Annotated in this window: 25 protein-coding genes and 1 pseudogene; 12 read left to right on the top strand and 14 right to left on the bottom strand. The window is 67.4% G+C overall.

Features of this window, described 5'->3' with window-relative positions; translation table 11 throughout:
- Positions 1 to 12: 12 nt before the first annotated feature.
- Both J5M86_RS14050 and J5M86_RS14045 read right to left on the bottom strand, forming a co-directional pair.
- Positions 13 to 1,041, bottom strand: coding sequence for an NAD(P)H-binding protein (locus tag J5M86_RS14050; protein ID WP_188058861.1), 1,029 nt, complete (start codon positions 1,039 to 1,041; stop codon positions 13 to 15).
- Complete coding sequence (locus tag J5M86_RS14045) at positions 1,038 to 1,793, bottom strand: CPBP family intramembrane glutamic endopeptidase (protein WP_188058862.1); 756 nt, start codon at positions 1,791 to 1,793, stop codon at positions 1,038 to 1,040. The genes J5M86_RS14050 and J5M86_RS14045 overlap by 4 nt, the downstream gene beginning before the upstream one ends.
- A 68-nt stretch (positions 1,794 to 1,861) precedes the next feature.
- Here J5M86_RS14045 and J5M86_RS14040 point away from each other — a divergent pair, with 68 nt between their 5' ends.
- The 3 genes from J5M86_RS14040 to J5M86_RS14030 all read left to right on the top strand — a co-directional run bounded on the left by J5M86_RS14040 (position 1,862) and on the right by J5M86_RS14030 (position 4,232).
- Entirely contained in the window at positions 1,862 to 2,320 is a 459-nt protein-coding gene (locus J5M86_RS14040) for an SRPBCC family protein (protein ID WP_188058863.1), read from the top strand.
- 200 nt (positions 2,321 to 2,520) lie between these two features.
- Entirely contained in the window at positions 2,521 to 3,546 is a 1,026-nt protein-coding gene (locus J5M86_RS14035) for an NAD(P)H-binding protein (RefSeq protein WP_223158310.1), read from the top strand.
- A gap of 20 nt (positions 3,547 to 3,566) precedes the next feature.
- Entirely contained in the window at positions 3,567 to 4,232 is a 666-nt protein-coding gene (locus J5M86_RS14030; protein WP_188058864.1) for a Type 1 glutamine amidotransferase-like domain-containing protein, read from the top strand.
- A 3-nt stretch (positions 4,233 to 4,235) separates the two neighbouring features.
- Here J5M86_RS14030 and J5M86_RS14025 read toward each other — a convergent pair whose 3' ends face one another.
- The gene (locus J5M86_RS14025; protein ID WP_188058865.1) at positions 4,236 to 4,898 is read right to left on the bottom strand and encodes a hypothetical protein; all 663 of its coding nucleotides are present in this window, start codon (positions 4,896 to 4,898) and stop codon (positions 4,236 to 4,238) included.
- A gap of 243 nt (positions 4,899 to 5,141) precedes the next feature.
- Between J5M86_RS14025 and J5M86_RS14020 the strand changes: the two genes are divergently transcribed.
- Entirely contained in the window at positions 5,142 to 5,825 is a 684-nt protein-coding gene (locus tag J5M86_RS14020; RefSeq protein WP_188058866.1) for an alpha/beta fold hydrolase, read from the top strand.
- A gap of 215 nt (positions 5,826 to 6,040) precedes the next feature.
- Here the strand turns inward: J5M86_RS14020 and J5M86_RS14015 are convergent, their stop codons facing one another.
- A complete protein-coding gene (locus J5M86_RS14015) occupies positions 6,041 to 6,952 on the bottom strand; it encodes a hypothetical protein (protein WP_188058867.1) in 912 nt (303 codons plus the stop codon).
- Between the two features lie 318 nt (positions 6,953 to 7,270).
- Between J5M86_RS14015 and J5M86_RS14010 the strand changes: the two genes are divergently transcribed.
- The 4 genes and pseudogenes from J5M86_RS14010 to J5M86_RS13995 all read left to right on the top strand — a co-directional run bounded on the left by J5M86_RS14010 (position 7,271) and on the right by J5M86_RS13995 (position 10,954).
- Positions 7,271 to 7,909, top strand: a complete 639-nt coding sequence (locus J5M86_RS14010) for a succinate dehydrogenase cytochrome b subunit (protein WP_188058868.1) — start codon at positions 7,271 to 7,273, stop codon at positions 7,907 to 7,909.
- A pseudogene (locus J5M86_RS14005) lies at positions 7,906 to 9,849 on the top strand (fumarate reductase/succinate dehydrogenase flavoprotein subunit). Before J5M86_RS14010 ends, J5M86_RS14005 begins: the two are co-directional and overlap by 4 nt.
- Complete coding sequence (locus tag J5M86_RS14000) at positions 9,846 to 10,589, top strand: succinate dehydrogenase/fumarate reductase iron-sulfur subunit (RefSeq protein WP_188058869.1); 744 nt, start codon at positions 9,846 to 9,848, stop codon at positions 10,587 to 10,589. The pseudogene J5M86_RS14005 and the gene J5M86_RS14000 overlap by 4 nt, the downstream one beginning before the upstream one ends.
- A gap of 53 nt (positions 10,590 to 10,642) precedes the next feature.
- Positions 10,643 to 10,954, top strand: coding sequence for a hypothetical protein (locus J5M86_RS13995; protein ID WP_188058870.1), 312 nt, complete (start codon positions 10,643 to 10,645; stop codon positions 10,952 to 10,954).
- Between the two features lie 36 nt (positions 10,955 to 10,990).
- Here the strand turns inward: J5M86_RS13995 and J5M86_RS13990 are convergent, their stop codons facing one another.
- Both J5M86_RS13990 and J5M86_RS13985 read right to left on the bottom strand, forming a co-directional pair.
- The gene (locus J5M86_RS13990; protein ID WP_188058871.1) at positions 10,991 to 11,875 is read right to left on the bottom strand and encodes an amidohydrolase family protein; all 885 of its coding nucleotides are present in this window, start codon (positions 11,873 to 11,875) and stop codon (positions 10,991 to 10,993) included.
- Between the two features lie 137 nt (positions 11,876 to 12,012).
- Positions 12,013 to 13,650, bottom strand: a complete 1,638-nt coding sequence (locus tag J5M86_RS13985) for a DHA2 family efflux MFS transporter permease subunit (RefSeq protein WP_188058872.1) — start codon at positions 13,648 to 13,650, stop codon at positions 12,013 to 12,015.
- Between the two features lie 266 nt (positions 13,651 to 13,916).
- On the opposite strand from J5M86_RS13985, the gene J5M86_RS13980 reads away from it, so the two are divergent.
- Together J5M86_RS13980 and arfB are read left to right on the top strand one after the other, a co-directional pair.
- Positions 13,917 to 14,180, top strand: coding sequence for a glutaredoxin domain-containing protein (locus J5M86_RS13980; protein ID WP_188058873.1), 264 nt, complete (start codon positions 13,917 to 13,919; stop codon positions 14,178 to 14,180).
- Positions 14,161 to 14,616 (top strand): alternative ribosome rescue aminoacyl-tRNA hydrolase ArfB, encoded by a 456-nt coding sequence (gene arfB, locus J5M86_RS13975; RefSeq protein ID WP_188058874.1) that lies wholly within the window; start codon positions 14,161 to 14,163, stop codon positions 14,614 to 14,616. Before J5M86_RS13980 ends, arfB begins: the two co-directional genes overlap by 20 nt.
- Before the next feature lie 92 nt (positions 14,617 to 14,708).
- Here arfB and J5M86_RS13970 read toward each other — a convergent pair whose 3' ends face one another.
- The 8 genes from J5M86_RS13970 to J5M86_RS13935 form a co-directional block, all read right to left on the bottom strand.
- Positions 14,709 to 15,524: an NAD-dependent epimerase/dehydratase family protein gene (locus J5M86_RS13970; protein WP_188058875.1), complete on the bottom strand. Its 816-nt coding sequence runs from the start codon at positions 15,522 to 15,524 to the stop codon at positions 14,709 to 14,711.
- Between the two features lie 144 nt (positions 15,525 to 15,668).
- Positions 15,669 to 16,349, bottom strand: coding sequence for a DUF305 domain-containing protein (locus tag J5M86_RS13965; RefSeq protein WP_208965045.1), 681 nt, complete (start codon positions 16,347 to 16,349; stop codon positions 15,669 to 15,671).
- Positions 16,350 to 16,382: 33 nt separating this feature from the next.
- Positions 16,383 to 17,054: a DUF3105 domain-containing protein gene (locus tag J5M86_RS13960; protein ID WP_188058877.1), complete on the bottom strand. Its 672-nt coding sequence runs from the start codon at positions 17,052 to 17,054 to the stop codon at positions 16,383 to 16,385.
- Positions 17,055 to 17,221: 167 nt separating this feature from the next.
- On the bottom strand, positions 17,222 to 17,998 hold the full coding sequence (locus J5M86_RS13955) for a GTPase domain-containing protein (RefSeq protein WP_188058878.1): 777 nt from the start codon (positions 17,996 to 17,998) through the stop codon (positions 17,222 to 17,224).
- A 231-nt stretch (positions 17,999 to 18,229) separates the two neighbouring features.
- A complete protein-coding gene (locus tag J5M86_RS13950; RefSeq protein WP_188058879.1) occupies positions 18,230 to 19,114 on the bottom strand; it encodes an ABC transporter permease in 885 nt (294 codons plus the stop codon).
- Entirely contained in the window at positions 19,111 to 21,414 is a 2,304-nt protein-coding gene (locus J5M86_RS13945) for an alpha/beta fold hydrolase (RefSeq protein WP_208965044.1), read from the bottom strand. The genes J5M86_RS13950 and J5M86_RS13945 overlap by 4 nt, the downstream gene beginning before the upstream one ends.
- A gap of 258 nt (positions 21,415 to 21,672) precedes the next feature.
- The gene (locus tag J5M86_RS13940; protein WP_188058880.1) at positions 21,673 to 22,323 is read right to left on the bottom strand and encodes a response regulator transcription factor; all 651 of its coding nucleotides are present in this window, start codon (positions 22,321 to 22,323) and stop codon (positions 21,673 to 21,675) included.
- 271 nt (positions 22,324 to 22,594) lie between these two features.
- Complete coding sequence (locus J5M86_RS13935) at positions 22,595 to 22,837, bottom strand: hypothetical protein (RefSeq protein ID WP_188058881.1); 243 nt, start codon at positions 22,835 to 22,837, stop codon at positions 22,595 to 22,597.
- A gap of 192 nt (positions 22,838 to 23,029) precedes the next feature.
- Here J5M86_RS13935 and J5M86_RS13930 point away from each other — a divergent pair, with 192 nt between their 5' ends.
- Together J5M86_RS13930 and J5M86_RS13925 are read left to right on the top strand one after the other, a co-directional pair.
- The gene (locus tag J5M86_RS13930) at positions 23,030 to 24,226 is read left to right on the top strand and encodes a thiolase family protein (RefSeq protein ID WP_188058882.1); all 1,197 of its coding nucleotides are present in this window, start codon (positions 23,030 to 23,032) and stop codon (positions 24,224 to 24,226) included.
- A gap of 190 nt (positions 24,227 to 24,416) precedes the next feature.
- Positions 24,417 to 26,237: a long-chain fatty acid--CoA ligase gene (locus J5M86_RS13925; RefSeq protein ID WP_208965043.1), complete on the top strand. Its 1,821-nt coding sequence runs from the start codon at positions 24,417 to 24,419 to the stop codon at positions 26,235 to 26,237.
- The last annotated feature ends 22 nt before the right edge of the window (positions 26,238 to 26,259 follow it).

The following is a 26,259-nucleotide window of genomic DNA, read 5'->3' as shown; positions in this document are numbered from 1 at the left end:
TATGGGTCGGGATCAGAGCAGCTGAAGCAGCCGCGGAACGACGCGTGCGACACCGTCGATCGTGCCGCCGGTGGCCTTGGTCCACTGCGGATCGTGCGGCATCGTCACCATCGGATCGCGTTCAGCACCAACAGCATCGGAGTCGGCGATCGCCCGTCGGAGAGCTTCGCGAACGGTGAGTAGCTGCCATCCGGCGGGCAGTAGATCGGTCACGAAGTCGTCGTCGGCGCACACCATGTCGTAGGCGAGGCTGTCGATGAGCGACTCGACGGTCACGCCCGGCGCATCGACGAGCGCGCCCGCGAGTTCGGCGACCAGTGGGCCAGGCAAGAAGGGCACGAAAAGGCGCGGACGACGCACGCCGGCCGCGCGAGCGAACTGCCACAGCAACATGCCGTAACCCATCGCGTCCGGGCCACCGATGTCGTACCAGCGAGAGGGCACCGTCGGGTCGAGCGCGCCGACCAGCGCTTCGAGGGTGTCGACCACCGAAACAGGCTGCAAGCGTGAGTTCATCCAGGTCGGAAGCGGCTGCACCGGAAGGCGATTGGTCAGCTGCCGCATGATCTCCAGCGAGGTCGAGCCACCACCGATCACCATCGCGGCACGCAGCGTCACAGTCGAAGGAGCGCGCTCGGTGAGGATCTGCTCTACATCCAGGCGCGACCGCAGATGCGGCGAGAGCTGCGCCGCCGGCAGATCCGGCACGAGCCCGGAGAGGTACACGACGAGATCGATTCCGGCAGTCGTCGCGGCGTCGGCGAATGTCTGCGCCGCCTGCTGGTCGAGTCGCTCGAAGTCGCGATCGGCGAGGCCGTGGATCAGGTAGTACGCGGAACTGGCGCCGGCCGTCGCGCGGGCCACAGACGCCGGGTCGAAGACGTCCATCTGCACCGACTCGACCCGCGAATCCGTGTGCCACCACAGCTCCTCGGCCCGATCGAGCCGGGTGAAGGTCGCACGCACCTCGTGCCCGTCGGCGAGTAAACGGGGCACCAGGCGGCTGCCGATGTAACCACCGGCTCCGGTCACCAGGATCATGCGGTGCGCTGTCCGATCAGGCGTTCGCCCCATGCGGCGGCGCGCTCGGTCAGGCGGGGGAGGATCACGAGCATGCCCGTCGACCAGGTGCCGTGGATGATGATCGGCGACACCACGCCGCCGGTCACGCGGCGGGCGAGCCCCGTGATCGTGCCGAGCAGCACCGAGGCGAAGACCAGCATCGGGTTTCCGGTGGCCAGTGTGGTCGTGCCGTAGACCGCGGTGGTCACGGCCACCTGGTGCGGCTGTGGGGTGGCGGCGTAGAGCGCACCACGGAAGAAGAGTTCCTCGGCGGCGCCGGTGATGATCGTCAGCGGCACGACGATGCGCATGTCGCCGTGCCGGGCGTGCTGGATCACGCTCTCGATCTCTTTGCGCAGCAGCGGAACCTGCACCACTGCCATGCCGCCGACCGAGAAGAGTCCGACGGCTGCCGAGCCGATCGCCAAGGGGCGCACGAGCGGCCGCACCGGTCCGCGAGAGGAGTGCGAGTGGCCCACGTGCAATGGCCCGGACGCCAGGGCGCCGGCCGTCCACACCCCGGCGAGCGCGATCGTCCACACCTGGAACGAGCGGCTGCCGGGCGGCTGGCGCAGAGCCGTGCGCAGCACCGGGGCGCCGATCACCAGGGTGCCGAGGGAGACGAGCTGCCGACGCTTGAACTCGGAAGGAGTCTGCCAATGGTCGCGATCGACCGGTTGCAGCCAGGGCGATCGCCGAAGACGCTCGATCAGATGTGACGAACGACGCATCCTGAAAAACTCCTTAGCCGGCAGACACTTCTAGTGTGGTTGACCGATCACCTAGGAAGGGCCGCCCAGTGAACTCATTCTCCGCTCGCAACGTCTCGCAAGAGACGGTGCCGTATGACATCGACACCCTATGGTCGGTGCTCACCGATGCGAAAACCTTGCAGGAGCTCACTCCGTTGGTGCGCAGGATCACCCCGGACGGTGATCGATGGAAGTGGGAGCTGACCTCGATCCCGGTGCTCAACCAGAAGTTCCAGCCGGTCTTCACCGCGCTGATGACCTTCGACCCCAAGACCCGCATTTCGTACGCGCACGACCCGGCGCGCACTGACGAACTGGCTGCGGTCGAGGGCATCTACACCCTGACCCCGAAGGACGAGGGCACCCACCTGCGCATCGACATCACCGTCACCGCCCGCATGCCCTTCCCGAAGGTCATGGGTCCGGCGGTACGCACGGCAATGAACGTCGTGATGACGCAGATGGGCAACGGCTTCGCCCGCAACCTGGAGAAGCACCTGCGCTGACACCCGCGGCGTCAGGGGCACGGAGTAGTTTGTGCACGGGTGCCGCGCGGCACCCTCGATGGCGATCGGGACAGCGGCCACCATCGGGACGACCGGTGACAACGTCGAGCAGAGTGCTCCCCGCCCGCACGCTGCGCCGCGGTGAGTCGTCCTGCCCAGGGACGACACGACCACAAGCCTGATCGATCGGAGAGCGCAGCATGAAGATCCTGGTGACCGGTGCGACCGGATACGTCGGTGGACGTCTGGTGCCCGAACTGCTGAAAGCGGGGCACGACGTCCGCACCACGAAGACCTCCGGTGAAAGCGTCTCTCCCTGGTGGAGCGACCAGGTGGAGACCGTGGAGATGGACGTCCTCGACAAGGACGACGTCGACCGGGCCGTCGACGGTGTCGACGCGATCTACTACCTGATCCACGGCATGGGCGGCGACAACTTCGTCGAGACCGACCGCAAGGCTGCCGAACTCGTAGCTGCCGCAATCGAATCGCATAACGTCTCGCGGGTCGTCTACCTCTCCGGCATCGTCCCCGACGTGCCCGAGGATGAGTTGTCCGACCACATCACCTCCCGGCTGGAGGTGGAGCGCATCCTGTCGGCGACCCCCGCGATCGTCATCACGTTGCGCGCGGCGGTGCTGCTCGGCAGTGCCTCGACCTCCTTCGAGATCATCCGACAGGTCAGCGAGCGGATGCCGGTGCAGACCGTCCCGGAGTGGATGGACTCGCAGGTGCAGCCCATCGCAGTCGTCGACGCGCTGCAGGCCTTGGTGGGTGCGCTCACCGTGCCCGGCCCTTCTCGTCACGTTGACGTGGGTGGGCCCGACCAGATGCGCTACGCCGAACTGCTCGATGTCTACGCCGATGTCGCCGATCTCGAGCGCCCCCAGCTGAAGGTGCCGTTCCTACCGACCGCGCTCGTCGGCGCCTTGGTGGCCACGCTGATCGATGTGCCGAAGCCGACGGTCGAAGCGCTCGTCGAGAGCCTGCACCACGACATGGTCAGCGGCGACGACACTTCTGTGCGTGAACTGCTGCCGCAGGGGCACCGCATGGTGCCGGTGCGTGAGGCGATCGAGCGGTCGCTGGCCACGCGTTCCGCCAGCCCGCAGGATGCCGACCCGATGGGGCCGCTGCCCCACGACCCGCCGTGGGCGCAGGGTGGCGAGGACAAGTCAGTGCTGAGCCGGATCAAGGACGCCCTGCCCGGCTCGGGTTCAGACTGAGGATCGCGAAGGAGCCCGTCATGAAGCTGTTGCTCACCTCCGGTGGTGTCACCAACCCCACCATCCACGCGGCTCTGGTCGAGCTCCTCGGCAAACCGGTTGAGCAGAGCAAGGCCCTCGCCATCCCGACGGCGCAGTGGGGTCACCCGATGTGTTCGCCGGTGTCGGCCCAGGGCTTCGTGGCCGGTGATCGCGAGGCCTCGATGGCCGGACTGGGTTGGCAGTCGGTCGGACTGCTCGAACTCACCGCCCTCCCGCACATCGACCGCGAACGCTGGTTGCCCTGGGTGCAGGAGGCGGACGTCGTGCTCGTGGACGGCGGCGACGCGACCTTCCTGCACCACTGGCTGCGCGAATCGGGGCTGGCGGGCGTCCTGCCCTCGTTGACCGACAAGGTCTGGGTGGGCGTCAGCGCCGGCAGCATGGTCATGACGCCTCGCATCGGTGAGCTCTTCGTCGAGTGGAACGGCGCGCCTGACGACCGCACGCTCGGCGTCGTCGACTTCGCGATCTTCCCGCACCTCGACTACCCCGGTTTTGACGAGAACACCATGGAGTGGGCCGAGCGTTGGGCGTCCACGATCGGACTGCCGTCCTACGCGATCGACGACCAGACCGCGCTACGGGTGGTGGACGGTCAGGTCGAGGTCGTGTCGGAGGGGAACTGGCGGCACTTCACCGGCTGATCGCTACACGTGCAGAAGGAGCCGCCGCGCGAGCAGGTATTCCTCCCCGCGGTCGCGGGCCACGCGCACGTCCTGTGATCCGCCGGATCGTTCGTAGGCGAGCAAGCCTTCAAGCACGCAGATCGTGGTGTGGAAGGACGACCGAGTGGAGCCGCGTTCGGCCTCGCAGGTCCAGCCGCCGTCGGCCAACTGCTCGCCGAGCAGCCGCGTGACAACTCCTTCGACGTCCTGCCCGAAGTAGGCGCCGATCGCGACGGTGCCGCCGTTGATGCAGGGCTCGACCTCGCCCTCGAAGAAAGGCTCGCCGGCGTACTCCCACCGCGCGTTGTCACGCACACCCTCCACCGCTGCCCGCACCTGTGGGTCGGCGGGATCGACGCCGAAGTGCACGAGCAGTCGAAGCGTGGGCAGGGTCGCCACCCAGGGTTGGCCGTCCGGATCGCCGACCAGCGGCCGCGGAGCCTTCCAACCAGGGCCCGGGAAACAGGCCCCGCCCGCCCACTGGCCGTCGTGCTGCAGGTCGAGAAGCCTTCTGCCCCAGCCGTATTCGGTGATCTGCGCGCGCTCGGACGCCACCTGCGGAGCTGGCGCGTCGGTGAGATCTCGCAGCACCTGCCACCGAATCGCGGGGTCGCTGTGCAACAGCCAGTCGATGGTCTCGGGCATGGCGTCCTCCCTCAGGGTGTCAGGCCACGGTAGTTCGTGCTGCCTCGGCTCACGTGCGGAACATCCGTAACGGTCCGCCGTCACATCGCAAGCTGGTCCTCGGCACCGCTTCGAGATCTCCGGGCCTGACCGCCCGTCTGCTGCGACATCGGCAGCGGCCGGCCAGAGCTGAGCGCTGGGCACCCTGCCTGTCGGTGCAACCGCGTAGCGTCAATCTCACCGAAAGCTACGAAAGGGTTCGTGATGGACGTCGTGTTGCTTGCAGGTCTGTGGTTGGACGGCGGGACGGCCTGGGATGCCGTGCTGCCGGAGCTGGAATCCCGGGGACATCGGGGAGTGGCAGTACAACTGCCCGGACAAGGTGATGGCAATAGCCGCGCCACCCTCGACGATCAGGTGGCCGCCGCGGTCGCTGCGCTGGACGCAGCCGGAGGCCCTGTGGCGGTCGTGGGCCACTCGGCGGCATGCACGCTCGCGTCGTTGGCTGCGGACGCGCGTCCCGACAAGGTGACGAAGGTCTTACTGATCGGCGGTTTCCCCAGTGCCGAAGGTGAGTTGTACGCCGACTTCTTCCCGGTCGAGGACGGCGTGATGGCCTTCCCGGGATGGGAGCCCTTCGCCGGGCCCGACAGCGACGACCTCGACGAGGCGACCAAGCAGCGCGTGGCGGACGAGGCCGTGCCGGTGCCCGAAGGCGTCAGCCGAGCGACCGTGCACTACACCGACGAGCGACGCCTCGACGTCCCGACGGTGCTCATCTGTCCGGAGTTCACGCCGGCGCAGGCGCAGGAGTACATCGACAGCGGCGATCTGCCCGAAATGACCAAGGTGAAGTCGCTCGAACTCGTCGACCTCGATTCTGGTCACTGGCCGATGTTCAGTCGCCCCGCCGAACTGGCGCAGGTCATCGCCGACCAGCTCGTCTGAGCGCGTCCGCACTTCGCGTCGGTGAACCGGCTACCCAAACGCGGCGGTTCTTTGCGGGCGCGGCGGTTGCAGCTAGCCCGTCTGCGAACAGGGGCCGCGTTTGCCGCTGGAACCGCCGCGTTTGCGTGAGCGGCAGCGTGTGGGACCTCCGGCGCGGGTCGGTGACAGCGCTCCAACGCGCCGCCGCGTCCTGCGAAAGCAAACGGTCGGCGGGATCAGGCCAGTGGCAGGTCGGTGCCCACCCGACTCAAGCGGTCGTGCACCTCGATCGCCTGTTCTTCCTGCGGGGAGGGCAGGGCGCCGAGCGTCTCGATCAGGCGGCAGGTGGCGAACCCCGACGCGGCCTGGTCGTACGTGCTCATCCAGTGGGGGTCGACCGTGAAGGTCGAGTTCTCCACGGCAGTGCCCGGCGTCACGGAGGGCCGTGGCGGGTGTTCCATGCCGCACCGGTGTGGCTTGGGCGTCAGGCGGGCCCGATAGCTGCGATAAGCCGTGGACAGTTCCACGTACAACGGGTCAGAACCCAACTGTTGCAACAAGTTTCGTGATTCATCGGTGCCGGCACGCAGCGGCCACCCGTCCGCGCCTCGCAGTCCGGTGACGACCACGCGGAAGCCGGAATGGGTGCGATAGATGCGTGCGCCGACGGACGTACGACCCGCGACCAGTTCGCGCACGGTCGCCAATGCCGGGTGTCGGCGATCGTCCTCGTCGCTGTGGGGTGGCGGCTCGGGCTTGCCGCGCAGGCGACCGAAGAAGGACCTCTTGGCCGGCGCTGTTCCACCGGCCCACTCCGGGACGTCGATGTCGGCGATGAACAACGTCTCGGTGTTGAGCACGACCACACCGGTCATGTTTCGGGTGAGCAAAGCGGCCTGCCCCGACGTGTCAGAGATCAGCTCGATCACGCACTCACGCAGTGGTGTTCGCGGGTAGTACCACTTCTGGCCGCTGCGCTGGAGGGTGCCGGCCAGCGCCCGGGACTGCACACCGTCCACTCGTTGGTTCGCCACTGCCTCGGCCTCGAACGGCGAGGAGTTCGACCACCCCCACGCAGCGACGCGGGCGGGTGTGATGTCACGGGGTAGCTGGCGTGTGGCCAGGAACCAGTACCGCGGAAACTCCATCGCGGAAGTCTACGGACGCCGTCCTGACGCCTGCCGCGCCCGTGCATCGACTCCTCCACAGACGCGGCGGTTGCAGACAACCGCGCTAGCTGCAACTGCCGCGGTTGTGAATAGGGGCCGCGTTTGCCGCTGGAACCGCCGCGTTTGCGCCCCCGGCGCCGAGCACCACCGAACCACGGACGCCGCGCTTCGCCCCGGGGTAGTCTGCCCAGCAGGGTCGAAGGGGAGTTGAGGCGCGTGACGACATCCATTGCCGCACAACGGTCACCGAGTCGAGCCCACCGGAAGCGTCCGTCCAATCACGCGTGCAAGCTGACGATGGCTGTGACCGGTCTGATCTTCGTTGCGTTCGCCTTCGTGCACATGATCGGCAACCTGAAGGTCTACCTCGGCGCCGAGTCGCTCGACCACTACGCGGTCTGGTTGCGCACGGTCGGCCAACCGTTGCTGCCGGTCGAGGGCGTGTTGTGGATCCTGCGCGTCGTCCTGCTCATCGCGCTGGTCGCACACATCGGATGCGCCGTGATCCTCTGGCGACGCGCACGGGTCGCCCGCGGGGCGCATCGAGCCCCGTTGCGGCGGCGCACCCTGCTGCCCAGCAGCATGCTGCTGACCGGCATTGCACTGCTGGCGTTCATTGTCTTCCACCTCCTCGACCTCACCACCGGCCAGGCGGGTCCGAGCAATTTCCGGGCCACCACCCACACCGAGGCCCATGCGTACGCCAACCTCATCGGCAGTTTTGAACGACCAGTCGCGGCGCTCGCCTATGTCATCGCCATGCTGGCTCTCGCCGCCCACGTCGCCCACGGGGTGTGGACCGCGGTGCAAGACCTCGGCGTGACCGGTCGGCGCAGCCGCGCGGTCGCCCAACTGACCGGACGCGCAATTGCCCTGGCGGTGCTGTTGGGCAATGCATCGATCCCGATTGCCGTGCAGATCGGGGCTTTGCGATGACCGACCTGAACGCGCTGCGCGCCCTCGGGGCTGATCTCGACCCTCACGTCCCGCCCGGTGACCCGGCCACCGCCTGGGAGCGGCGGATGCTGGAGTACCGGCTGGTCAGCCCGCTCAACCGGCGCACGTTCAAGGTCATCGTCGTCGGCACCGGACTGGCGGGCGCGGGTGCTGCCGCGGCGTTGGGCGAACTTGGGTACGACGTCGAAGCGTTCACCTTCCACGACGCACCCCGCCGGGCGCACAGCGTCGCCGCACAGGGCGGCATCAACGCAGCGCGCGGACGAAAGGTCGACGGCGACAGCGTCGACCGCTTCGTCAAGGACACCATCACCGGCGGCGACTTCCGCGGCCGTGAGGCCGACTGCTTCCGGCTCGGCATCGAATCGACGCGAGTCATCGACCACATGAATGCCATCGGTGCGCCGTTCGCCCGGGAGTACGGCGGCAGCCTCGCCACCCGCTCCTTCGGCGGGGTGCAGGTCTCGCGCACCTATTACACCCGTGGCCAGACCGGCCAATAGGTGCAGATCGCCGGCGCCCAGGCTCTGCTTCGGCAGGTGGCCGCCGGTTCGGTGCGGTTGCACACCCGGCACGAGATGCTCGATCTTGTCGTCGCCGACGGGCGAGCGCAGGGCATCGTCACCCGCAACCTCGTCTCCGGCGCGATCAGCGCCCACCCGGCGCACGCCGTCGTGCTGGCCACCGGCGGCTACGGCGGCGTGTATTACTACTCCACGCTCGCGGTGAACTCCAACGCCACGGCCACCTGGCGGGCGCATCGCGCGGGGGCGGTCTTCGCGTCCCCGTCCTTTGTGCAGTTCCATCCGACCGCGCTGCCGGTGAGCGCGCCGTGGCAGTCGAAGACGACCCTGATGAGTGAATCGCTGCGCAACGACGGACGCATCTGGGTGCCGGTCAGGCCCGGGGACGACCGGCGTCCGGGTGAGATCCCGGAGGACGAGCGCGACTACTACCTCGAGCGTCGGTACCCCGCGTACGGCAATCTCTCGCCCCGTGACATCTCCAGTCGTGCCGCCCGCGAGCGCATCGATGCCGGCCACGGTGTCGGCCCGTTGCGCAACTCGGTCTACCTCGACTTCCGCGATGCCATCGCCCGGCTCGGTCGCGAGACGATCGCCGAGCGCTACGGCAACCTCTTCGAGATGTATTCCGATGTCACCGGTGAAGACCCGTACGTCGAGCCGATGCGCATCGCGCCGGGCGCGCACTTCTCGATGGGCGGCCTGTGGTCCGACTTCGACCAGATGACGACGGTGCCCGGACTCTTCGTCGGCGGCGAGGCCGGAAGCGGCTACCACGGCGCGAACCGGTTGGGCGCCAACTCGTTGCTCTCGGCCTGCGTCGACGGCTGGTTCACGCTGCCCTACTCGGTGCCCAACTATCTGGCGCCCTTGCTGGGCAAGCCTCTCGCACAACCCGATTCGGACGCGATGGTCGACGCCGTACGACGTGTGCAACAACGCACCGACAAGCTGCTGGCCATCGGGGGCACGCGGCGTCCGGTCGATTTCCACCGCGCCCTCGGCGAGATCATGTACGCCGGTTGTGGAGTCACGCGAGACGCAGCCGGACTGACCACGGCCTTGGCGCAGGTGCAGGCGTTGCGCGAGGAGTTCTGGCGCGACCTACGGGTGACCGGCGACGGCACGCATCTGAACCAGGAACTGGAACGAGCCGGACGCGTCGCCGACTATCTCGAACTGGCCGAACTCATGTGCCTGGACGCCCTCGACCGCGACGAGTCATGCGGCGCGCACTTCCGCGCCGAGCACCAGACCGAGGGCGGTGAAGCATTGCGCGACGACGACCGGTGGCGCTCCACCAGCGGGTGGGCGCCCGGCGACGGCAAACCGGTGCGGCGGATCGAGCCGCTGGACTACGTGCGAGTGCCGCTGCGAGCGAGGGACTACCGATGAAGCTGAAGGTGTGGCGCCAGGCCGGCCCCGATGATGCGGGACGTTTCGAGACCCACGAGCTCGAGGGCGTCAGCCCGCAGATGTCGCTGCTCGAACTGCTGGACGTGCTCAACGACCAGATCGCCGCTGCGGGCGGCGAACCCATCGCTTTCGAGTCGGACTGCCGGGAGGGCATCTGCGGCGCCTGCGGGGTGACCGTCGACGGCATGCCGCACGGCCCCGTCCCCAACACTCCCTCGTGCCGCCAGCACCTGCGGGCTTTCGGTGAGGTCAGTGCGCTGACGATCGAGCCGCTGCGATCGGCTGCCTTCCCGGTCGTGCGTGATCTGGTGGTCGATCGCTCCGCGCTGGACGAACTGGTCGAAGCAGGCGGTTTCGTCTCGCTCATGGCGGGCACCGCCCCTGATGCCGACGCGCTCCCCGTCACTCACGAAGCGGCGGAGGAGGCACTCGACTTCGCCGCCTGTATCGGCTGCGGCGCGTGTGTCGCGGCCTGCCCCAACGGCGCGGCCCATCTCTACGCCGGAGCCAAGCTGGCGCACCTGGCGTTGCTGCCGCAACCAGCCCTGGAACGTGGACGCCGGGCGGTGGAGATGACCAATGCCCTCGACGAGCAGTTCGGACCCTGCTCCACCTACGGCGAATGCGCTCAGATCTGCCCGGCCGGGATTCCGCTCACCACGATCGCCGTGGTTTCCAGAGAACGCGCCCGTGCCAAACGACGCAAGCGGGACGACTGAACTTCGCGCTATCCGCGCAGCACTAAATCACCGGGCATCCGAGCCTGAACTGGGTGTCGCTCGGGTTTGCGTGGGAGCAGCAGCACCCGATGATCGGGTGGGCCCACCAGCCCACCTTCAAGCGACGTCTGGCGAAGTTGGCTGAATCGCGCGACGTGACGGTCGACGGCCGCTCCTACACCTTCGTCCGCGCAGGGGAAGGCGACTTCCGCATCGTCAAGATCGATCTGCAGGGACGTTTCGAATACCTCGACTATGTCGACGGCGATGCCTTCCTGAGCACTTTCCGGTACGGCCACCGCCCGTGGATCACGGTGACCGGCCGGGCCCCGCGGCATGAAGCGGTCGAGGTGCTCGCCAGCTGATCCACCGGCATTGTTCGTCGCCCGGGCTGAGGAAAATCACCAGTCGAGCAGGTGCATCCCGTTGTGCCACAGCACCTTCCGCATCCACTCATCGCCCAACCCGAGCCGCGCCAACGCCTCGATCTGATGCGCGTACGCGTACGGAATGTTCGGGAAGTCGCTGCCCAGCACCACTTTGTCGACGAGTGCGCCGAGCCGATCGACGTAACCCGGCGGCATCGGTGCGATGCGCTCGGTGAAGTCGGTCGCGACCATCGTGGTGTCGAGATGCACCCGCTCGTACTGCTGCGCAAGATCTGCGAAGGCGTCGTACTCCGGCATGCCCAGGTGCGCGATCACCAACGGCAGACGCGGGTGACGCTCGAGCAGCCGTCGCACCGGCTCCGGACCAGTGAACTCCCCGGCCAGCGGCCCTGATCCGGCATGGATGACCACCGGGGTGCCGGCCTGGTCGATCAGCCGCCAGGCTGCTTCCAGCAGCGGGTCTTCGGGAGTGAACCCTCCCACCGACACGTGCACCTTCCAGATACGGGCACCGGCGTCCAGCGCGTGCTCGACGTAGTCGGCAACGCCGGGCTCGGGGTAGAAGGTGGCGCTGTGCACCGCTCCGGCGACCCGGGCCGCGAACTGCGCGTTCCATTCGTTCAGCCACTTCGCCATGCCAGCTTTGTGCGCGTAGTTGAGGCTGACGATCCGCTGGACACCGAGCGCGCGCAACCGTTCGATGCGGTCGGCCTCGGGCAGCCGGTAGGTGATCGGCCAGGTCAGGCCGTAGTTGGTGTCGGCGTGGTCGAAGTAGTTCCACACCTTGTTCAGGACGGCATCCGGCATGAAGTGCACGTGGACGTCCGCCAGCCCCGGAATGCCCAACCGGCTCAGGTAGGCGGGCACCTCGTCGTCGGTGCGCGGCGCAGTGATCATGAGTCCATCCTGCCGCGAAGTGTTCGCGGGCTCCGGCGGCCAGAGCGCTCGTCCGGCGAAGAAGCGCGTACAAAGAAGCGGCGCCCACGACCTGAAGTCGTGGGCGCCGTTTCGCGTAGCGACGAAGCTGCGATCAATCAGTGCATCAAGATCGGCGCAGCGCCGTCGGTGCTGGCGTCGTCCGCGAAGTTCGACTCCTCGTGCTTGCGCGGCATCATCAGTGCCGGGATCAGCGTGAGCGAGACCAGGATCGCGGCCACCCAGAAGGTGTTGCCGAAGACGGTGCCCATCGCCTGGCTGACGGCGTCCATCAGCGTCTGCTGCGCGGTCGCCGGGTCCTTGGCGGTGGCCAGGACGTTTGCAACCTCGGGGAACTTCGGCAGCACCGCCTGGATCTGGGCGGGGTCGTTCATGCCCTTGGTGGCCTCCCCGAACGCACCGGCCTGCGAGATCAGCTTGTCGTTCTTCATGCCGTTGGTGAGCACCACCGACATGATCGCGACACCGATCGAGGACGCGATCTGCTGGGTGATGTTGAGCAGCGTCGAGCCGCGGGCCACCTGGTGGGCGGTGAGCGTCTTGATGGCCGAGGTCATGATCGGCATCATCGTGGCGCCCATGCCAAGGCCCATGATGAACAGCACCGGAATGATGTAGCCCCAGTACGAGGTGGAGCCGTCGACCTGGGTCATGGCGAACATGCCGCCGATGATGGCCAGCAGACCGAAGGGGACGATGCGTCCGACCGGGATCTTGTCGGCCAGTGCGCCGGCGATCGGCATGGTCAGCATGGCGCCGACGCCCTGCGGAGCAACGAGCAGACCAGCGCTGAACGGCGACTCACCACGCACCTGCTGGAAGTAGGTTGGCACCAGCAGCAGACCGCCGAAGAAGGCTGCCGCGAAGATGAACATCGTGATCGTCGCGACCGTCAACTGACGGTTGGAGAACAACCGCAGGTCGAGCAGGGGGTGCTCCGGCTTGAAGCTGTAGAGCACGAAGGCGACCAGCAGCAGCAGGCCGACCGTGCCGAAGCCGATCACCTTGGCCGAGAAGAAAGTGCCTTCCTCCGGGATGGAGGAGATGCCGTACAGGAACAGCGCGAGGCCCGGGCTCATCATGAGCATGCCGATCATGTCGAACGACTCGGTGGGCTCCGGCTTGTCGGACGGAAGGGCCCACGCGGCGTATGCCAGCGCAGCGATACCCAGCGGCAGGTTGATCAGGAAGATCCAGTGCCAGCTGTAGTGGTCGATCAGCCAACCACCCAGGATCGGGCCCAGGATGGGGCCGAGGAGCATCGGCACACCGAGGATCGCCATGAGGCGACCCATGCGCTTCGGGCCAGCAGCCCGGGTCATGATCGTCATGCCCAGCGGCATCAACAGACCGCCACCCAGGCCCTGCAACACGCGGAAGAGGATGAGCATGTTGATGCTGTTCGCCAACGCACACAGCACGGAGCCGATGGTGAAGAGCGCGATCGCCAACATGTAGAGGCGCTTGGTGCCGAACCGGTCGGCAGCCCAACCGGTCAGCGGGATCACCGTCGCCAGCGCAAGCGTGTACGCCGTGACGGTCCACGCGACGGTGGAGTAGGCCAGCGGGTTGTCAGCACCGGTGAAGGTGGTCTGCAGATCGGGCAGCGCGACGTTCACGACGGTGATGTCGAGGATCGACATGATGGCGCCGAGGACGACGACACCTGCGATCTTCAGAACGGTGCCGTCGATCTCGTCGGGGTACTCCGGTGCAGCAGGAGCAGCAGAAGACATTGAGATCCTCGCGTGAATGAATGAGGGATGGCGCTGCATGTGTGCAGAGCGTCGACCAGAGTAGCCCCGAAAACACCGATTGGCGATTCGTTATCTCCGGCAATCACCTATTCCGAATGCGGATGTGGTAATAGTCACGCGTCCGACTCGCTCAAGGCCCTGCTCACCGGGAGCGCCGGGCGCGCTCCACGTCGCCGGACGTGCGACGGTCGCAGTCAACGACACATACATGATCCACACTGGGAGCACCGAACAAAGGACGATCCGTGACGCAGCAGCAAGGCACTCTCTATTGGCGACCCGGCTGCGGTTTCTGCGCGCGTCTGCGTCAGGGTCTGCGTGAGGCCGACATCCACTTGCGCGAAGTGAACATCTGGGAAGACCTGGACGCTGCCGAAATCGTGCGCGGCTTCGCGAACGGCAACGAGACCGTGCCGACCGTCGTGATCGGTGACCGCGGGCTGGTAAACCCGTCGGTCAAGGCGGTTCGCAAGGCGTTGGACCAGGCGGATGAGCGCTCCGACCGGTGACCTGAGCGTGCCGCCGGGCCCGGGCATACCGAAAGGCCTGGTGATCGCCGCCGGTGAGTTGCACGAGCAGTTCAGTCGCTCGTCCGGGCCCGGCGGTCAGGGCGTGAACACTGCCGACAGCCGGGTGGAGCTTCGCTTCGCGCCGGACGACAGTAGTTCACTCACCGACGCGCAGCGGGCGCGGGTGCTCGCTGCGCTCGCGGAGCGATTGGTGGACGGTCGGTTGGTCGTGACCGCCTCTGAGCACCGATCGCAATTGCGCAACCGTTCCGCGGCGAGGGATCGCCTCGCTGCCATGTTGCGCGAGGCCTTGGCACCCGACCCGCCCACGCGTCGGCCGACAAAGCGCACCCGTGGCTCGCAGCAGCGCCGGTTGGACGCCAAGAAGCGACGGTCTGCGCTGAAGGTTCATCGCGGACGTCCGAGCGCGGATTGAGCGTCAGCTCAACGCGGGAGTCTCGAGCTGACACTTACCCAAGCCGACGACGTCTCGGCGGCTGGTTCGCACGGTCCGAGCAGTTCGTTCGGCTAACTGCCGAACTCCTGGAGCGCCGCGCGATAGCCCTGGCGGTAATCGGGATAGCTGAACTCGAACCCGGTCTCGCGCAGCAGGCGGTTGCGCAGACGCTTTCCGTGGCGCTCCGGTCCGGTCGGCGGCCAGGGCAGGCCGATTTCGCCAGCGACGAAAGATCTCAATTCACCTGCGGCACAGGGCTCGTCGTCGCTCACAACGTACAACGGCGCGGGATGTTCAGGCTGGGTGAGCAGGTGGACGACGGCACGGGCGGCGTCCGTGCGGTGCACCCGATTGGTCCATGCCTGCGGGTTGGGGTTGTCGCCGTCGCGCACCTGCTGCGCCGCTCGCGGCAGGCGGTTGCCGTAGAGCCCGCTCAGGCGGGCGATGGTGCCGTGCGGCAGGGCGGCGTGAAATGCGTGCTCGGCCTCGAGCAGCACCTCTGCGGTCGGTCGGGTCGGTTTGGGCTCGGTGGATTCGTCCACCCAGCCTTCTTGGTCGCCGAAGACCGCAGTCGACGACACCAGCACGGCCCGCTGCGGCGGACGACGCAAAGTGTCGAGCGCGCGTTGCATGCCCTCCAGGTAGGTGCGCCGGTAGCCGTCCGCGTCGCGCCCGGCGGCGGTGAGGCTGATGACCAGCAGGTCGGCGTCCAGGGGTGGAAGGTCACACGAGGTATCGGTGAGATCGGCGCTGATGCCGGTGATGGGCGCGGGCACCAACGAGGCGTTGCGGCGCACCGCGCTCACCGTGGCCCCGCGCGCCGCAAGGTCGAGCCCGATGCGTGCGCCGAGGTCGCCGCAACCGATGAGGAGTGCGCTGGACTGCATGGGCTCCAGCATGACGCCGTTACCGGCTGCGCCGGGTTTCGGGGCACCACGCTCGTTCCTCGCGTGGACTCAACCATCCGAATTTTCGTTCGTTGAGCCCGGCTCCTGAGGTACGAAGGAGCCGGTGTCGAAACCCGACAGGGCTCAGGTGATCGGTGCTCCGCCGCGGCTCTTAAGCATGGAGTTCATCAGGTTGATCTCCGACTGCTGACCCTTGACCATCGTGCCGGCGAGCCGCACCACGAGCGGGTCGGAGGCGTAGGTCTGGGCGACCTGGGCCATCTCGATGCCCGACTTGTGGTGGACGATCATCAGCCGCAGGAAGAGCACTTCAGCGGGTTTGCCTGTGGCTGAAGACAACTGCCGCAGTTCGGCCGGGGAGGCCATGCCCGGCATGCGGCCGTCCGGCAGCAGCATCTCGCCCTTGGGCAGGCCCGCGTGCTGGTGTCCGGTCTTCTTCATCCAATCCATCGGCTGACCGTGCAGCGCCTGCGGCAGGCCCCAGGTCTGTAGCCAGGCCATCATCTGGCCGCGCTGGTTCTCCTGGGTGGTGGCAATGTCGTAGGCGAGGGTGCGGATGTCGGTGGCACTCGATCTGGTGCGGATCGTCATCGACATCGAGACGGCCTGCGCGTGATGGGCCGACATGTCGCGGGCGAATCCGGCGTCCACACTGCCGTCGCCCGGATGGCGAGGCGAGCCCAGCCACGCGCCGCCGAGCACTGCGAGCACGAGCGCCACAGCCGCCGCCACGGAGACCAGGAAGGGCTTCTTGGCCTCGTTCCAGCTGAGCGGCTGCTGTGGGGCGGTGTCGGGATCGGTCACGGCCATCGGATCTACGGACGACTCACTGACGGATCAGTGCGTTCCACCGATGGCGCCGGTGTTGGGGTCATAGGCGCCGGTGCAGGCAGCGCCGGGCTCTGGAGTCTGCGGGCCCTGCTTGTAGGCCTTGATGAACTGGGCCACCCGAGGGTCGGAGGCCTTGTCGACGCGGAGTTGGTGTCCCCAGGCGGTCAGCGTGATCGGGGACGCTTGTCTCTTGTACTTGGACATCAGGATGAAGTCCTGGTTGGCCAACTTCTTCAGCGCGGTGACGTCACCGGCACTGGCCTTGTCATTGGTGGTGATCCACACCGCGCCGTGCTCGAGGGAGTGCACGGCGTACTTGTTCGGCAGCTCCTTGTCGTAGATGCCGCAGTTGGCCCAGGCAGCGTTGTGGTCGCCGCCGGCCGGTGGGGTCATCGCGAACTTCGGATCACCAGCGACATGCTCGCGCCCGAGGTTCTTCCAGGTGTAGACACCCTTGACCGGCGAGTTGATCACCTTCGCGCCATCGGCTCCTGCGGCGTTCACCGGTTCGTCCTGCCCTGAGGTGGCCAGCCAGGCCACACCTCCTCCGACGGCGGCGACCGCGACGGCGATGGCGGCGATGAGGCCCACCTTCTTGTTGCGCGCGGCGCGTGCCTCGGCGGCCCGGGCTTCCGCGAGGCGCTCGCGTCCGGTGCGATTGTCAGTGCTCTTGGTCATGGCGTCCTTTCGGGGTCTCGGTCGGTGGAACGTTCAACCAACCGAGTTCTCTCCCGGGCGGGTGATCAGGGGCGGTCGTCGACGGATGCGGTGAGCGCGGCGGTCACGTGGCGCAGCATCCGCAACAGGTTGTCGTGCGAGGTGGTCGTCACCTCCCACACGGCGGTTCAGACGTGTCCGCTGAGCTGGGCCAGGCGGGTCTCCAAGGCAGCGATCAGCTTCTTGTCACCCTCGGCCGTCACGGGCAGGACGTCGATCGACAGTCGGGCGCCTCCGGCCAGCGAGCGCAGTTCGTCCAGCTTCGCGGCGAAGGGTGAACCGCTGCCGGGGGAGTAGTACTCGACGGCGTCGGCGATCTGATCAGCGAAGAGATCGGTCTTGGTCACCGCGATGACCAGCCAGACCGGCTTGCCGCGGCGCACGGCCATGGCGGCGATGCGGTGGGCGGTGATCGACCAGTCCTCGAGTTCGGCAGCGAGCTGCTCCTCGCGGGTGGCGGACGCCGTGCCCGAGGTGCCGGCCGTGCGGCGCGGGGTGGCGTGCCCGAAGGCGACGACGTGGATCACGCCGTCGACCGGCTCGTCGTGGAACACCTGGTCGAGCGCGCCGAGGCGGGTGGCGGCGTTGTCGCCGGGAACGACGCGGAACCGGAAGCCACGCCCCTTGGCCGAGCGCCGCGTGCGGTTCTCCATCACAGCCGAACCGACGTCCGCACTCCCCTCGGGAGTGGTGCGCCGAGCGAGCCGGTCGGCGAGGCGGGTCTTGCCCACGCCCGTCATTCCGGTGACCGCCACCGTCGGGAAGCGTCCGCGGAAGAGGTGGCCCAGGTGGTGCGGGGCGCCCGAGAGCGCGGACAGCGCGCCGCCGGCGATGCTCGTGCCGAGTGCGGCGCGGCCGGGCGTTGCCATGCCCGCGCGCAGGATGCGGGTGGCGGGTCGGTTCATGTCACTTACCTCTGGTGGATGGTTACTGCAGAGTCAAACCTCATCACATCGCGAGGTGTTCCCGGGCGCAGCGTCCGATCGAACGTGTCGATCACGCGCTGCGTTTGCGTGGCGCCGACCCGGCCTGTCCTGCACAAACCGGACGCAAAACACACGCTTTCGGGCTGAAAACGTGTGTTTTGCGTCCGGTTTGTGCGTGGGAAGGAACGACGGGTGTTCCGCGGGCAGTCGTCAGGAGACGACGTCCTTGCTGCCGAACCGGCGGATCGCCCACGCGAAAAGGAGCAACCCGAAGGAGAACGACACCGCGGCGCCCTTGGCCATGCCGGTCCAGTTGATGGTGGGCTGCAGCAGGTCGTACCACGCGTAGTCCCAGTGGGCCGGGAGCAGTTCGCGCAGGCCGCCGAGGGCGGTCACCTGGTCGAGGATGCTGCCGATGATCTGCAGACCCATCGCCCCGCCGACGGCACCCAGCGGCGCGTCGGTGCGGGTTGATAGCCACAGCGCCAGACCTGCGGTGGTCAGCTGCGAAATGAGGATGAACACCGTCACCATCGCAAACCGGCCGGTGGCAGCCTCGAACGACAGTGGGGCGCTGGTGGGCAGGCTGAGCGGACCGGTGCCGTAGGCGAGTGTGCCGATCAACAGGCTGACGCTCGCGAGCAGCACGATCGCGAAGAATGAGAACAAAAAGGCCACCGCGATCTTCACCAACAGCAGCCGGGTGCGCGGCACCGGCGCGGCCAGCAGGTAGCGCAGCGTCGACCAACTGGCCTCACTGGCGATGCTGTCGCCGAAGAAGAGCGCGATCGGGATCACCAGGAAGAAACCCGCCGACAGGAAGAGCATCGCGGCGGTGAAGTTGGCGCCCGACTCCTTGGCGACGTCGAGCGGCGACATGTATCCGCCCTGCTCGCTACCGGCGCCACCGCTGCTCGGGTCGCCGATCTGCAGGGCGATGAGCACGACGACCGGCAGCGCGACCAGGAGGCCGAAGATGACCATCGTCCGGCGCCGCTTGAGCTGGCGCACGATCTCGACCCGCACCGGAAACTTCGCCGCCCCCGAATCGCTTTGCGGCACTTCGGAATTCGTCACAGGCTGGTGGACGCTCATTCTGCTGCTCCTTCGGCGACCATGCGCAGGAAGATCTCTTCCAGGCGTCCGTCGCCCACGAGTTCTTCGACGCTTCCGGCGCGGACGAGCCGGCCCTTGTTCATGACGACCAGGTGGGTGCAGAACAGCTGCACCTCGCCCAACAGGTGGCTCGAGACAATCACGGTGCGACCGCCGGCGGCATAGGCCGACATGACCTGGCGCATCTCGCGGATCTGGCCCGGGTCGAGGCCGTTGGTCGGCTCGTCAAGCACGAGGATGTCGGGCAGCCCGAGCATCGCCTGCGCGATTGCCAACCGTTGCCGCATGCCCTGGGAGTAGGTGCGGGTCGGACGGTCGAGCGCCTCGTCGGTGAGCGCCGCGATCTCCAGCGCCTCCTCCACGTGCGAATCGGACGCCGGACGTCCGGTCGCGCGCCAGTAGAGGTCTAGGTTCTGGCGTCCTGACAGGTGCGGTAGCAGTCCCGGGCCTTCGACGAACGAACCGATCCGACCGAGCACCTCGGCGCCGGGCTCGATGTGGTGACCGAACACGCGGATGACACCGGCGTCGGGCAGCGTCAGGCCCATCAACATGCGCAGCGACGAGGTCTTGCCAGCGCCGTTCGGGCCGAGCAGACCCAGCACCTGTCCGCGCTCGACGGTGAAGCTGAGGTCGTCGACACTGCGACGGTCGGTGCCCTCGTAGGCCTTGGTCAGGCCGGAGATCTGCAGCGGGACGTCGGCCAGATCCGCATCGAACTCGCGGGTCACCCGGCGCGGGCGGGTCAGCAGCAGCGCGGCGGCGCCGATCACGGCGAGCAGCGGCAGCAACCACACCCAGGTGGGCAGCGGATCGGGCTTGGTCTTCAGGCCGGAGACCTGCGGAATCGTGAGCTGACCGGCGACGGCGACGCGGTAGTTCGTCGCCTTGGCCGGCGTCGCGTAACCCATGTCGGTCGATGACACCACCAGGCGCATCCGATTGCCGCGGGCGAAATTGTGGTCGACCGCAGGCAAGGTGACGTCGACCTCGGTCTCCTTCCCGCCGGGAGTCGCCACCCGGATCGGGGTGGTCAGACGCGAGGGCAGCACAGGCTGCGAGCGTCCGGTGCCGACGTCGTACAACTTGGCGAAGAGCACCGCTTCACCGGTGGGTGAGGCCACCTTCAGGCGCACCTTGGGAGTTCCGGTGAGGCGCACCGCTTCGGTGAGGGGCGCGGTCTGGAACCACGCCGACTGACCAGGAAAGTTCAGCGACAGGTCGAACCCGAAACTCGACGCGTTCGAGAGGGCGCCGGTGCCGGGGATCGCGGTCACGTCAGCGGGCTGGCCACCGGGCGGGTTGGTGAACGACTGCGCCGGGCCGTTCAACGTGAATTTCTGCGATGAGTTGCCGAGCAGCCCCGGGTAGCTCTTGCCGTCGGCGCCGACCAGCAGCGCGCTGCCGTCCTCGGTGTTGACGCCCGCGGTGCGGGTGACTCGGAAAGCGGTGCCGGTGGCGATGCCCGTCTCGCGCTTGAGGTAACGGTCGAACCACGCCGTGGTGCGCTTGCTGATGCGCTCGGCCTCGGGGTTGCCGCCGTCGTGACCGCCGGCGATCCAGTCGAGATCGACCGGCGCACCGTTGGCCTTGATCTGCTTCACCGCGGCGTCTGCCTGCCCGAGCGGGAAGAGCGAGTCGCTCTGCCCCTGGAAGAAGAGTGTTGGCACTTTGATGCGGTCGCCGACGGTCGAGGGGCTACGCGCGGTGAGCACCGCCAGGTCTTGTGCGCTCGCCTTCCCCGACTCGGCGATGCGCGTGTAGGCCGCGCACAGGTCGGGCTCGAACTTCGCGCAGCCGCCGCCGGAGCTGAAGAAGACCCCGGTCCACAACTTCTTGTAGACGCCATTCGGCACGAGCGCCTCGGCGAGGTTCCAGTAGGTGATCTGCGGCGCGATCGCGTCCACCCGCTTGTCATTGGCGGCCGCGAGCAACGCGATGGCCCCGCCGTACGACGCCCCGGCCATGCCGACGCGTGGGTCACCTGCCGAATCCAGTTGCACCCCAGGCTGTTTGGCTACCCAGTCGATCAACTTCGAAACATCGGCGACCTCAGACGTGGGGCTGTTCAGCCCGATCTTCCCGGTGGAGCGACCGAAGCCGCGGGCCGACCACGTGAGCACGTCGTACCCAGCAGCGACGAGGGTGTGCGCCTCGCTGGTCATGTCATGCTTCGACCCGCCGAAGCCGTGACCCAGCAGCACCACCGGACGCTTGGCCGAGGCCGACCCGTCGGTGAACCACGAGGTGTCGATGCGCGCGCCGGACGTGGGCAGCACCTGGTCGGTGCGCTTGACGTCGGTGGAATCACCCCGGGTGAGGAAGAACGTCCCGACGCCGAGCAGCAGGACGAGCGCGATCAGAGCGGCGATGAGGCCGCGACCGGGACGACGAAGACGAGCGCGCGCTGTCAGGAGGGGACGGCGCAGCTGAAGGCGGGTGTTGATGAGCAGCTCCTGCGGGTTGATACCTGCAAAGGATCATGCCTCATCCGTCGTATTGCGCCGTATTCCTTCGACGAGACGCGGCGTTACTTTTCAGTCGCGGGACGGCCGGCTCGGTTCGGCCGAGAAGCCATGGCGTAGAGCCCATGCCACGGCCTGCGCGCGGGTGCTCACGCCGGCCTTGCGGTAGGCGGCGCGGATGTAGCTCTTGACGGTGTTGATGGAGATGTAGCAGAGCCGAGCGATCTCTTCGTTCGACAGCCCCTGCGCTATGAGCCCGACGATCTCGGCCTCGCGTGCGGTCAGGCCCTCGCGCTGGCCGGGCCAGGCCGACATGGTGGGCTCGCTGGGGGCAGCGAGTTCGACCACCCATTCGCCGCCGGCGATCCGCTCGAGTGCGTCGACCAGCCGTTCGGTGGGCACCGCCTTGGAGATGTAGCCGTGCACGCCGGCGGCCATGGTGTCGCGCACAGCCGACTCGTCCTCGTTGAACGAATAGGCCACGACCTTGCCGATACGGGGATTGGCCAACAGGGTGGCGAACTCGACGGTGGGGTCGAGCGGCGAGGCGAAGGTGTCGAAGACCGCAATGTCGACGGGGTCGCCGTTCTCATCGGCACCGCCGTCGACGTCTAGTTCGACCACCTCCACGCGGTCCGAATAGGGACGCAGGACGCCAGCGAATCCGGCGACGACGATTTCGTAGTCGTTCACCAGCGCCAGTCGGATGGGACGGCCGGTCATTGAAAGTGCTTCCGTTGGATCTGGATGGAGCTTTTGGGCAGGGGTCGACCTCGTGGGCCTGGCCCGCCTACAACGGAGCGAACATAGACGATTTGTACCCGGGCCTGACCCATGAAACGCCTACTTGACGATCAAACCACCCTTCCGGGTGCCATGTGCCGGATCAGCGCTTCGTATCCCGCACAACCGGTGCGCCACAGACGCTGCCCCTTTGATGCACAACAAAATTCGCGACCTATGTCGGGTCGCGTGGCGGTGTCGGCGCAGAGGGTCAGCGACGCTCGCGGAAGGGCGGAAGTGCACCGTCGCGATCGATGACCGCTTGCACCTCGGCCGGCACGTCGGTGCCGCGCTTCTCGTGGGCATCGCGCACCTTGCGTGCGCGCTCCAGACGAAGGCGACTCTTCGGATCGGAGCGGCCGGTCATCTGCGCCGGACCCCAGATTGTCAGTCCGGCGTACTCCAAGCGCCATAGCAGTCGGTAGCCGATGCCGAGACCAGTGGTGTCCTTCACGAATGCTCCTTGTTGCGGGCCGGATTCCCGCCCAAATCGTACGCCGGTGACCTTGCCCTGACGCCGCCGGACTCACAGCCTTGCGGCTTGCTACGCCAGGACGCTCAAGGACGCAGCCGAAGCGGGTGGTAGGCATTTGTTGGTCGGGCGGTCTAATGGAGGTCGACCCTTCGCCCGCATAGGAGCGTGCCCATGAGCACTTCGTTCGCGTATGACGCCGTCCGCACGCCGTTCGGCCGCTACGGGGGTGCGCTCAGCGGCACTCGTCCAGATGATTTGGCCGCGCTCGTCGTCGGTGAACAAACCCGCCGGGCAATGGATCTCGATCCGTCGCGGATCGACGAGGTGATCCTGGGCAATGCCAACGGCGCCGGCGAGGACAACCGCAATGTCGCGCGCATGGCGGTGCTGCTCGCCGATCTCCCTGTGGGCGTTCCGGCATCCACCGTGAATCGGCTCTGCGGATCGAGTCTGGACGCCGTGTTGCTCGCTTCCCGGGCCGTCGAGGTGGGCGATGCCGACGTCGTGATCGCCGGGGGCGTGGAATCGATGAGCCGCGCGCCACTTGTGATGGCCAAGCCGGAGAAGCCCTTCCAGGTCGGCAACATGGAACTCGTCTCCACCACCTTGGGCTGGCGGCTGGGCAACAACAAGATGCGTCCGGAGTGGACCGTCTCCCTCGGTGAGGCCACCGAGCAATTACGTGAGAAGTACGGCGTGACGCGCGAGCGGCAGGACGAATTTGCCGCCCGCTCCCACCAACTCGCGGCGAAGGCATGGGACGACGGCTTCTACGACGACCAGATCGTCGGGGTGCCGGGCGTCGGCCTGTCGCGTGACGAGTCGATCCGGGCCGACAGCACCGCGGAGAAGCTGGCCGGGTTGAAGACGGTCTTCCGCCAGGAGGGCGGCACGGTCACCGCGGGCAACGCCTCGCCGCTGAACGACGGTGCGAGCGCGGTGCTCGTCGGGTCGGAGCGAGCGGCCGAGCTGACCGGGCTGCAGCCGCTGGCCCGGATTGCCGGACGCGGGGCTGCAGCCAACGAGCCACAGTTCTTCGGGTTCGCTCCTGTCGAAGCGGCGAACCGTGCGCTCGCCAAGGCTGGGATCAGCTGGTCGGACGTCGGTCTGGTCGAACTCAACGAGGCCTTCGCCGCCCAGTCGCTGGCCTGTGTGGACGCCTGGGACATCGACCCGCAGATCGTCAACACCCGCGGCGGCGCCATCGCCATCGGTCACCCGCTGGGCGCTTCCGGCGCACGCATCGTCGGCACCCTCGCCCGTGCACTGCGAGCCGATGGCAAGCGCTGGGGAGTGGCGGCCATCTGTATCGGCGTCGGTCAGGGCCTCGCTGTCGTGCTGGAAAACACCGCCGCGGACGCGCGCTGACACCTGCCGCGCGTCGCCTGAACACCCACAAACCGGACGCATATCGCACGTTTTCCGCGTCGAGAACGTGCGATATGCGTCCGGTTTGTGCGGGCCCGGGCCCCACGACGAGCAGGCGCGTATGCGCGTCGGGCTTCTCGGTTGGTAGCGTTTCGCGGTCACCAACGGGCCGCAATCGGGGGAGAACGAGATGGCCAACACCAGCAGCGCGCTGAAGGAATACACGGTCGAGCAGGAGTTCACGCTCGACGACGACGGCATCCTGGCGCGCCTTCCATGGCGGCGCGCGGCTGAGCGTCCGCAGCACATCAGCTTCGAGCGTTTCGAGCACGGCCAGTGGCTGCCGATCACTGCCGAGCGTTTCCTGGCCGAGGTGAAAGCTGTCGCCAAGGGCTTCATCGCCTCCGGTGTCGAGTTGGGCGATCGGGTCGCGCTCATGGCCAACACCCGGTACGAGTGGATCCTGCTGGACGCCGCCATCTGGGCCGCCGGTGGCGCCACCGTGCCGATCTACCCGTCGTCCGCCCCCGCCCAGGTGGAATGGATCGTCCAGAACTCCGCTGCGCGAATTCTCCTGGTGGAGAACGAGATCGCCGCCGACGCACTGGTGGCCGCCGACCTGCACGATGCCGAGCTGATGATGATCGACGAGGGTGCCGTGGGCATCCTGCGCCGCCGCGGCGTCGACCTCGGTGACGAAGTGGTCGACGAACGCCTCGCCGCGCTCACCATCGACTCACCGGCGTCCTTGATCTACACCTCCGGCACCACGGGACGCCCGAAGGGCTGCGTCATCACGCACGGCAACTTGCTTGCCGAGGCCCGCGGTGTGCTCGTGCACCCGGTGGGTGTGTCGGTGGCCAAGGTCGGCCGCCGCACCCTGATGTTCCTGCCGCTGGCGCACGTCCTGGCCCGGGCCGTCACCTACGCCGCCTACGAAGGCGGCGCCACGGTCGGATTCTGGGGCGACTTCAAGACGATCATCGACAAGTTCGAGTCGTTCAAGCCCGACATGATCCTGTGCGTGCCGCGGGTGTTGGAGAAGGTGCACGGCGGGGTGCGTGCGAAGGCGATCGCCGGAGGTCCGGTCAAGGCCGAGATCTTCCGCCGGGCTGAGCGTGTGGCCATCGAGTGGAGCAAGGCGCAGGGCAACGACGGGCTGGACGACGCGGTCAAGCCGAGCCTGCGCTTGCGCGCCGAGCACAAGCTTTTCGACAAGCTGGTCTTCAGCAAGGTGCGCGCCGCGATGGGCGGTCGCTGCGGTACGGCGATCACCGGTGGTGGTGCTCTCGGCGAGACCCTCAGCCACTTCTTCCGCGGGATCGGCGTTCCGGCCTACGAGGGGTACGGCCTCACCGAAACCTGCGCCGCGATCACCGTCAACGGCCCGGGCTGCCAGCGCATCGGCACCGTCGGCCGTCCGGTCTCGGGCAACGGGGTTCGCATCGCCGACAACGGTGAGATCGAACTCAAGGGTCCGGTCGTCTTCACCCGCTACTGGGACAACGAACAGGCCACGCAGGACGCCTTCGACGACGGCTGGTTCAAGACCGGCGACCTCGGTGCGCTGGACGCCGACGGCTACCTGCGCATCACCGGCCGCGCCAAGGAAATCCTGGTGACTGCCGGCGGCAAGAACATCGTGCCCGGCCCCATGGAGGAGCAACTGCGCTCGCACGAGGTGATCGGTCACGCGATGCTCGTCGGCGAGGGCCGGCCCTTCGTAGCTGCACTGGTCACCCTCGACGAAGAGGGCGTGGCGAATTGGGCCAAGGCCAATGACAAGTCGACCGACAACCTCATCGACGATCCGCAGTTGCTCGCCGAGATCCAGGTGGCGGTGGACGAGGCGAGCGCGATGGTGTCCAAGGCCGAAGGCATCCGGAAGTTCGTTGTCCTGCCGCACGACTTCACCGAGGAGACCGGCGAACTCACCGCCACGATGAAGATCAAGCGTCACGTGGTCGAGGAGAAGTACGCCGACCAGATCGCCGCCCTCTACGGCAAGTAGATCTGCTGGCGCGGACGTTTGC

This window comes from Yimella sp. cx-51 (assembly GCF_017654605.1).
Taxonomy (GTDB): domain Bacteria; phylum Actinomycetota; class Actinomycetes; order Actinomycetales; family Dermatophilaceae; genus Yimella.
Note: the sequence above shows the minus strand (reverse complement) of the source record. Positions and strands in the feature narration are given on the sequence as shown.

Excerpts from the sequence above, each read along its gene's own strand:
- J5M86_RS14050 (WP_188058861.1), bottom strand. The coding sequence starts at position 1,041 with ATGATCCTGGTGACCGGAGCCGGTGGTTACATCGGCAGCCGCCTGGTG.
- J5M86_RS13950 (WP_188058879.1), bottom strand. The coding sequence starts at position 19,114 with ATGAGCGTCCACCAGCCTGTGACGAATTCCGAAGTGCCGCAAAGCGAT.
- J5M86_RS13925 (WP_208965043.1), top strand. The coding sequence starts at position 24,417 with ATGGCCAACACCAGCAGCGCGCTGAAGGAATACACGGTCGAGCAGGAG.
- J5M86_RS14035 (WP_223158310.1), top strand. The coding sequence starts at position 2,521 with ATGAAGATCCTGGTGACCGGTGCGACCGGATACGTCGGTGGACGTCTG.
- J5M86_RS14030 (WP_188058864.1), top strand. The coding sequence starts at position 3,567 with ATGAAGCTGTTGCTCACCTCCGGTGGTGTCACCAACCCCACCATCCAC.
- J5M86_RS13990 (WP_188058871.1), bottom strand. The coding sequence starts at position 11,875 with ATGATCACTGCGCCGCGCACCGACGACGAGGTGCCCGCCTACCTGAGC.
- J5M86_RS14015 (WP_188058867.1), bottom strand. The coding sequence starts at position 6,952 with ATGGAGTTTCCGCGGTACTGGTTCCTGGCCACACGCCAGCTACCCCGT.
- J5M86_RS13960 (WP_188058877.1), bottom strand. The coding sequence starts at position 17,054 with ATGACCAAGAGCACTGACAATCGCACCGGACGCGAGCGCCTCGCGGAA.
- J5M86_RS13940 (WP_188058880.1), bottom strand. The coding sequence starts at position 22,323 with ATGACCGGCCGTCCCATCCGACTGGCGCTGGTGAACGACTACGAAATC.
- J5M86_RS14025 (WP_188058865.1), bottom strand. The coding sequence starts at position 4,898 with ATGCCCGAGACCATCGACTGGCTGTTGCACAGCGACCCCGCGATTCGG.
- J5M86_RS14000 (WP_188058869.1), top strand. The coding sequence starts at position 9,846 with ATGAAGCTGAAGGTGTGGCGCCAGGCCGGCCCCGATGATGCGGGACGT.
- J5M86_RS13955 (WP_188058878.1), bottom strand. The coding sequence starts at position 17,998 with ATGAACCGACCCGCCACCCGCATCCTGCGCGCGGGCATGGCAACGCCC.
- J5M86_RS13970 (WP_188058875.1), bottom strand. The coding sequence starts at position 15,524 with ATGCAGTCCAGCGCACTCCTCATCGGTTGCGGCGACCTCGGCGCACGC.
- J5M86_RS13930 (WP_188058882.1), top strand. The coding sequence starts at position 23,030 with ATGAGCACTTCGTTCGCGTATGACGCCGTCCGCACGCCGTTCGGCCGC.
- arfB (WP_188058874.1), top strand. The coding sequence starts at position 14,161 with ATGAGCGCTCCGACCGGTGACCTGAGCGTGCCGCCGGGCCCGGGCATA.
- J5M86_RS14020 (WP_188058866.1), top strand. The coding sequence starts at position 5,142 with ATGGACGTCGTGTTGCTTGCAGGTCTGTGGTTGGACGGCGGGACGGCC.
- J5M86_RS13985 (WP_188058872.1), bottom strand. The coding sequence starts at position 13,650 with ATGTCTTCTGCTGCTCCTGCTGCACCGGAGTACCCCGACGAGATCGAC.
- J5M86_RS14045 (WP_188058862.1), bottom strand. The coding sequence starts at position 1,793 with ATGCGTCGTTCGTCACATCTGATCGAGCGTCTTCGGCGATCGCCCTGG.
- J5M86_RS14010 (WP_188058868.1), top strand. The coding sequence starts at position 7,271 with ATGGCTGTGACCGGTCTGATCTTCGTTGCGTTCGCCTTCGTGCACATG.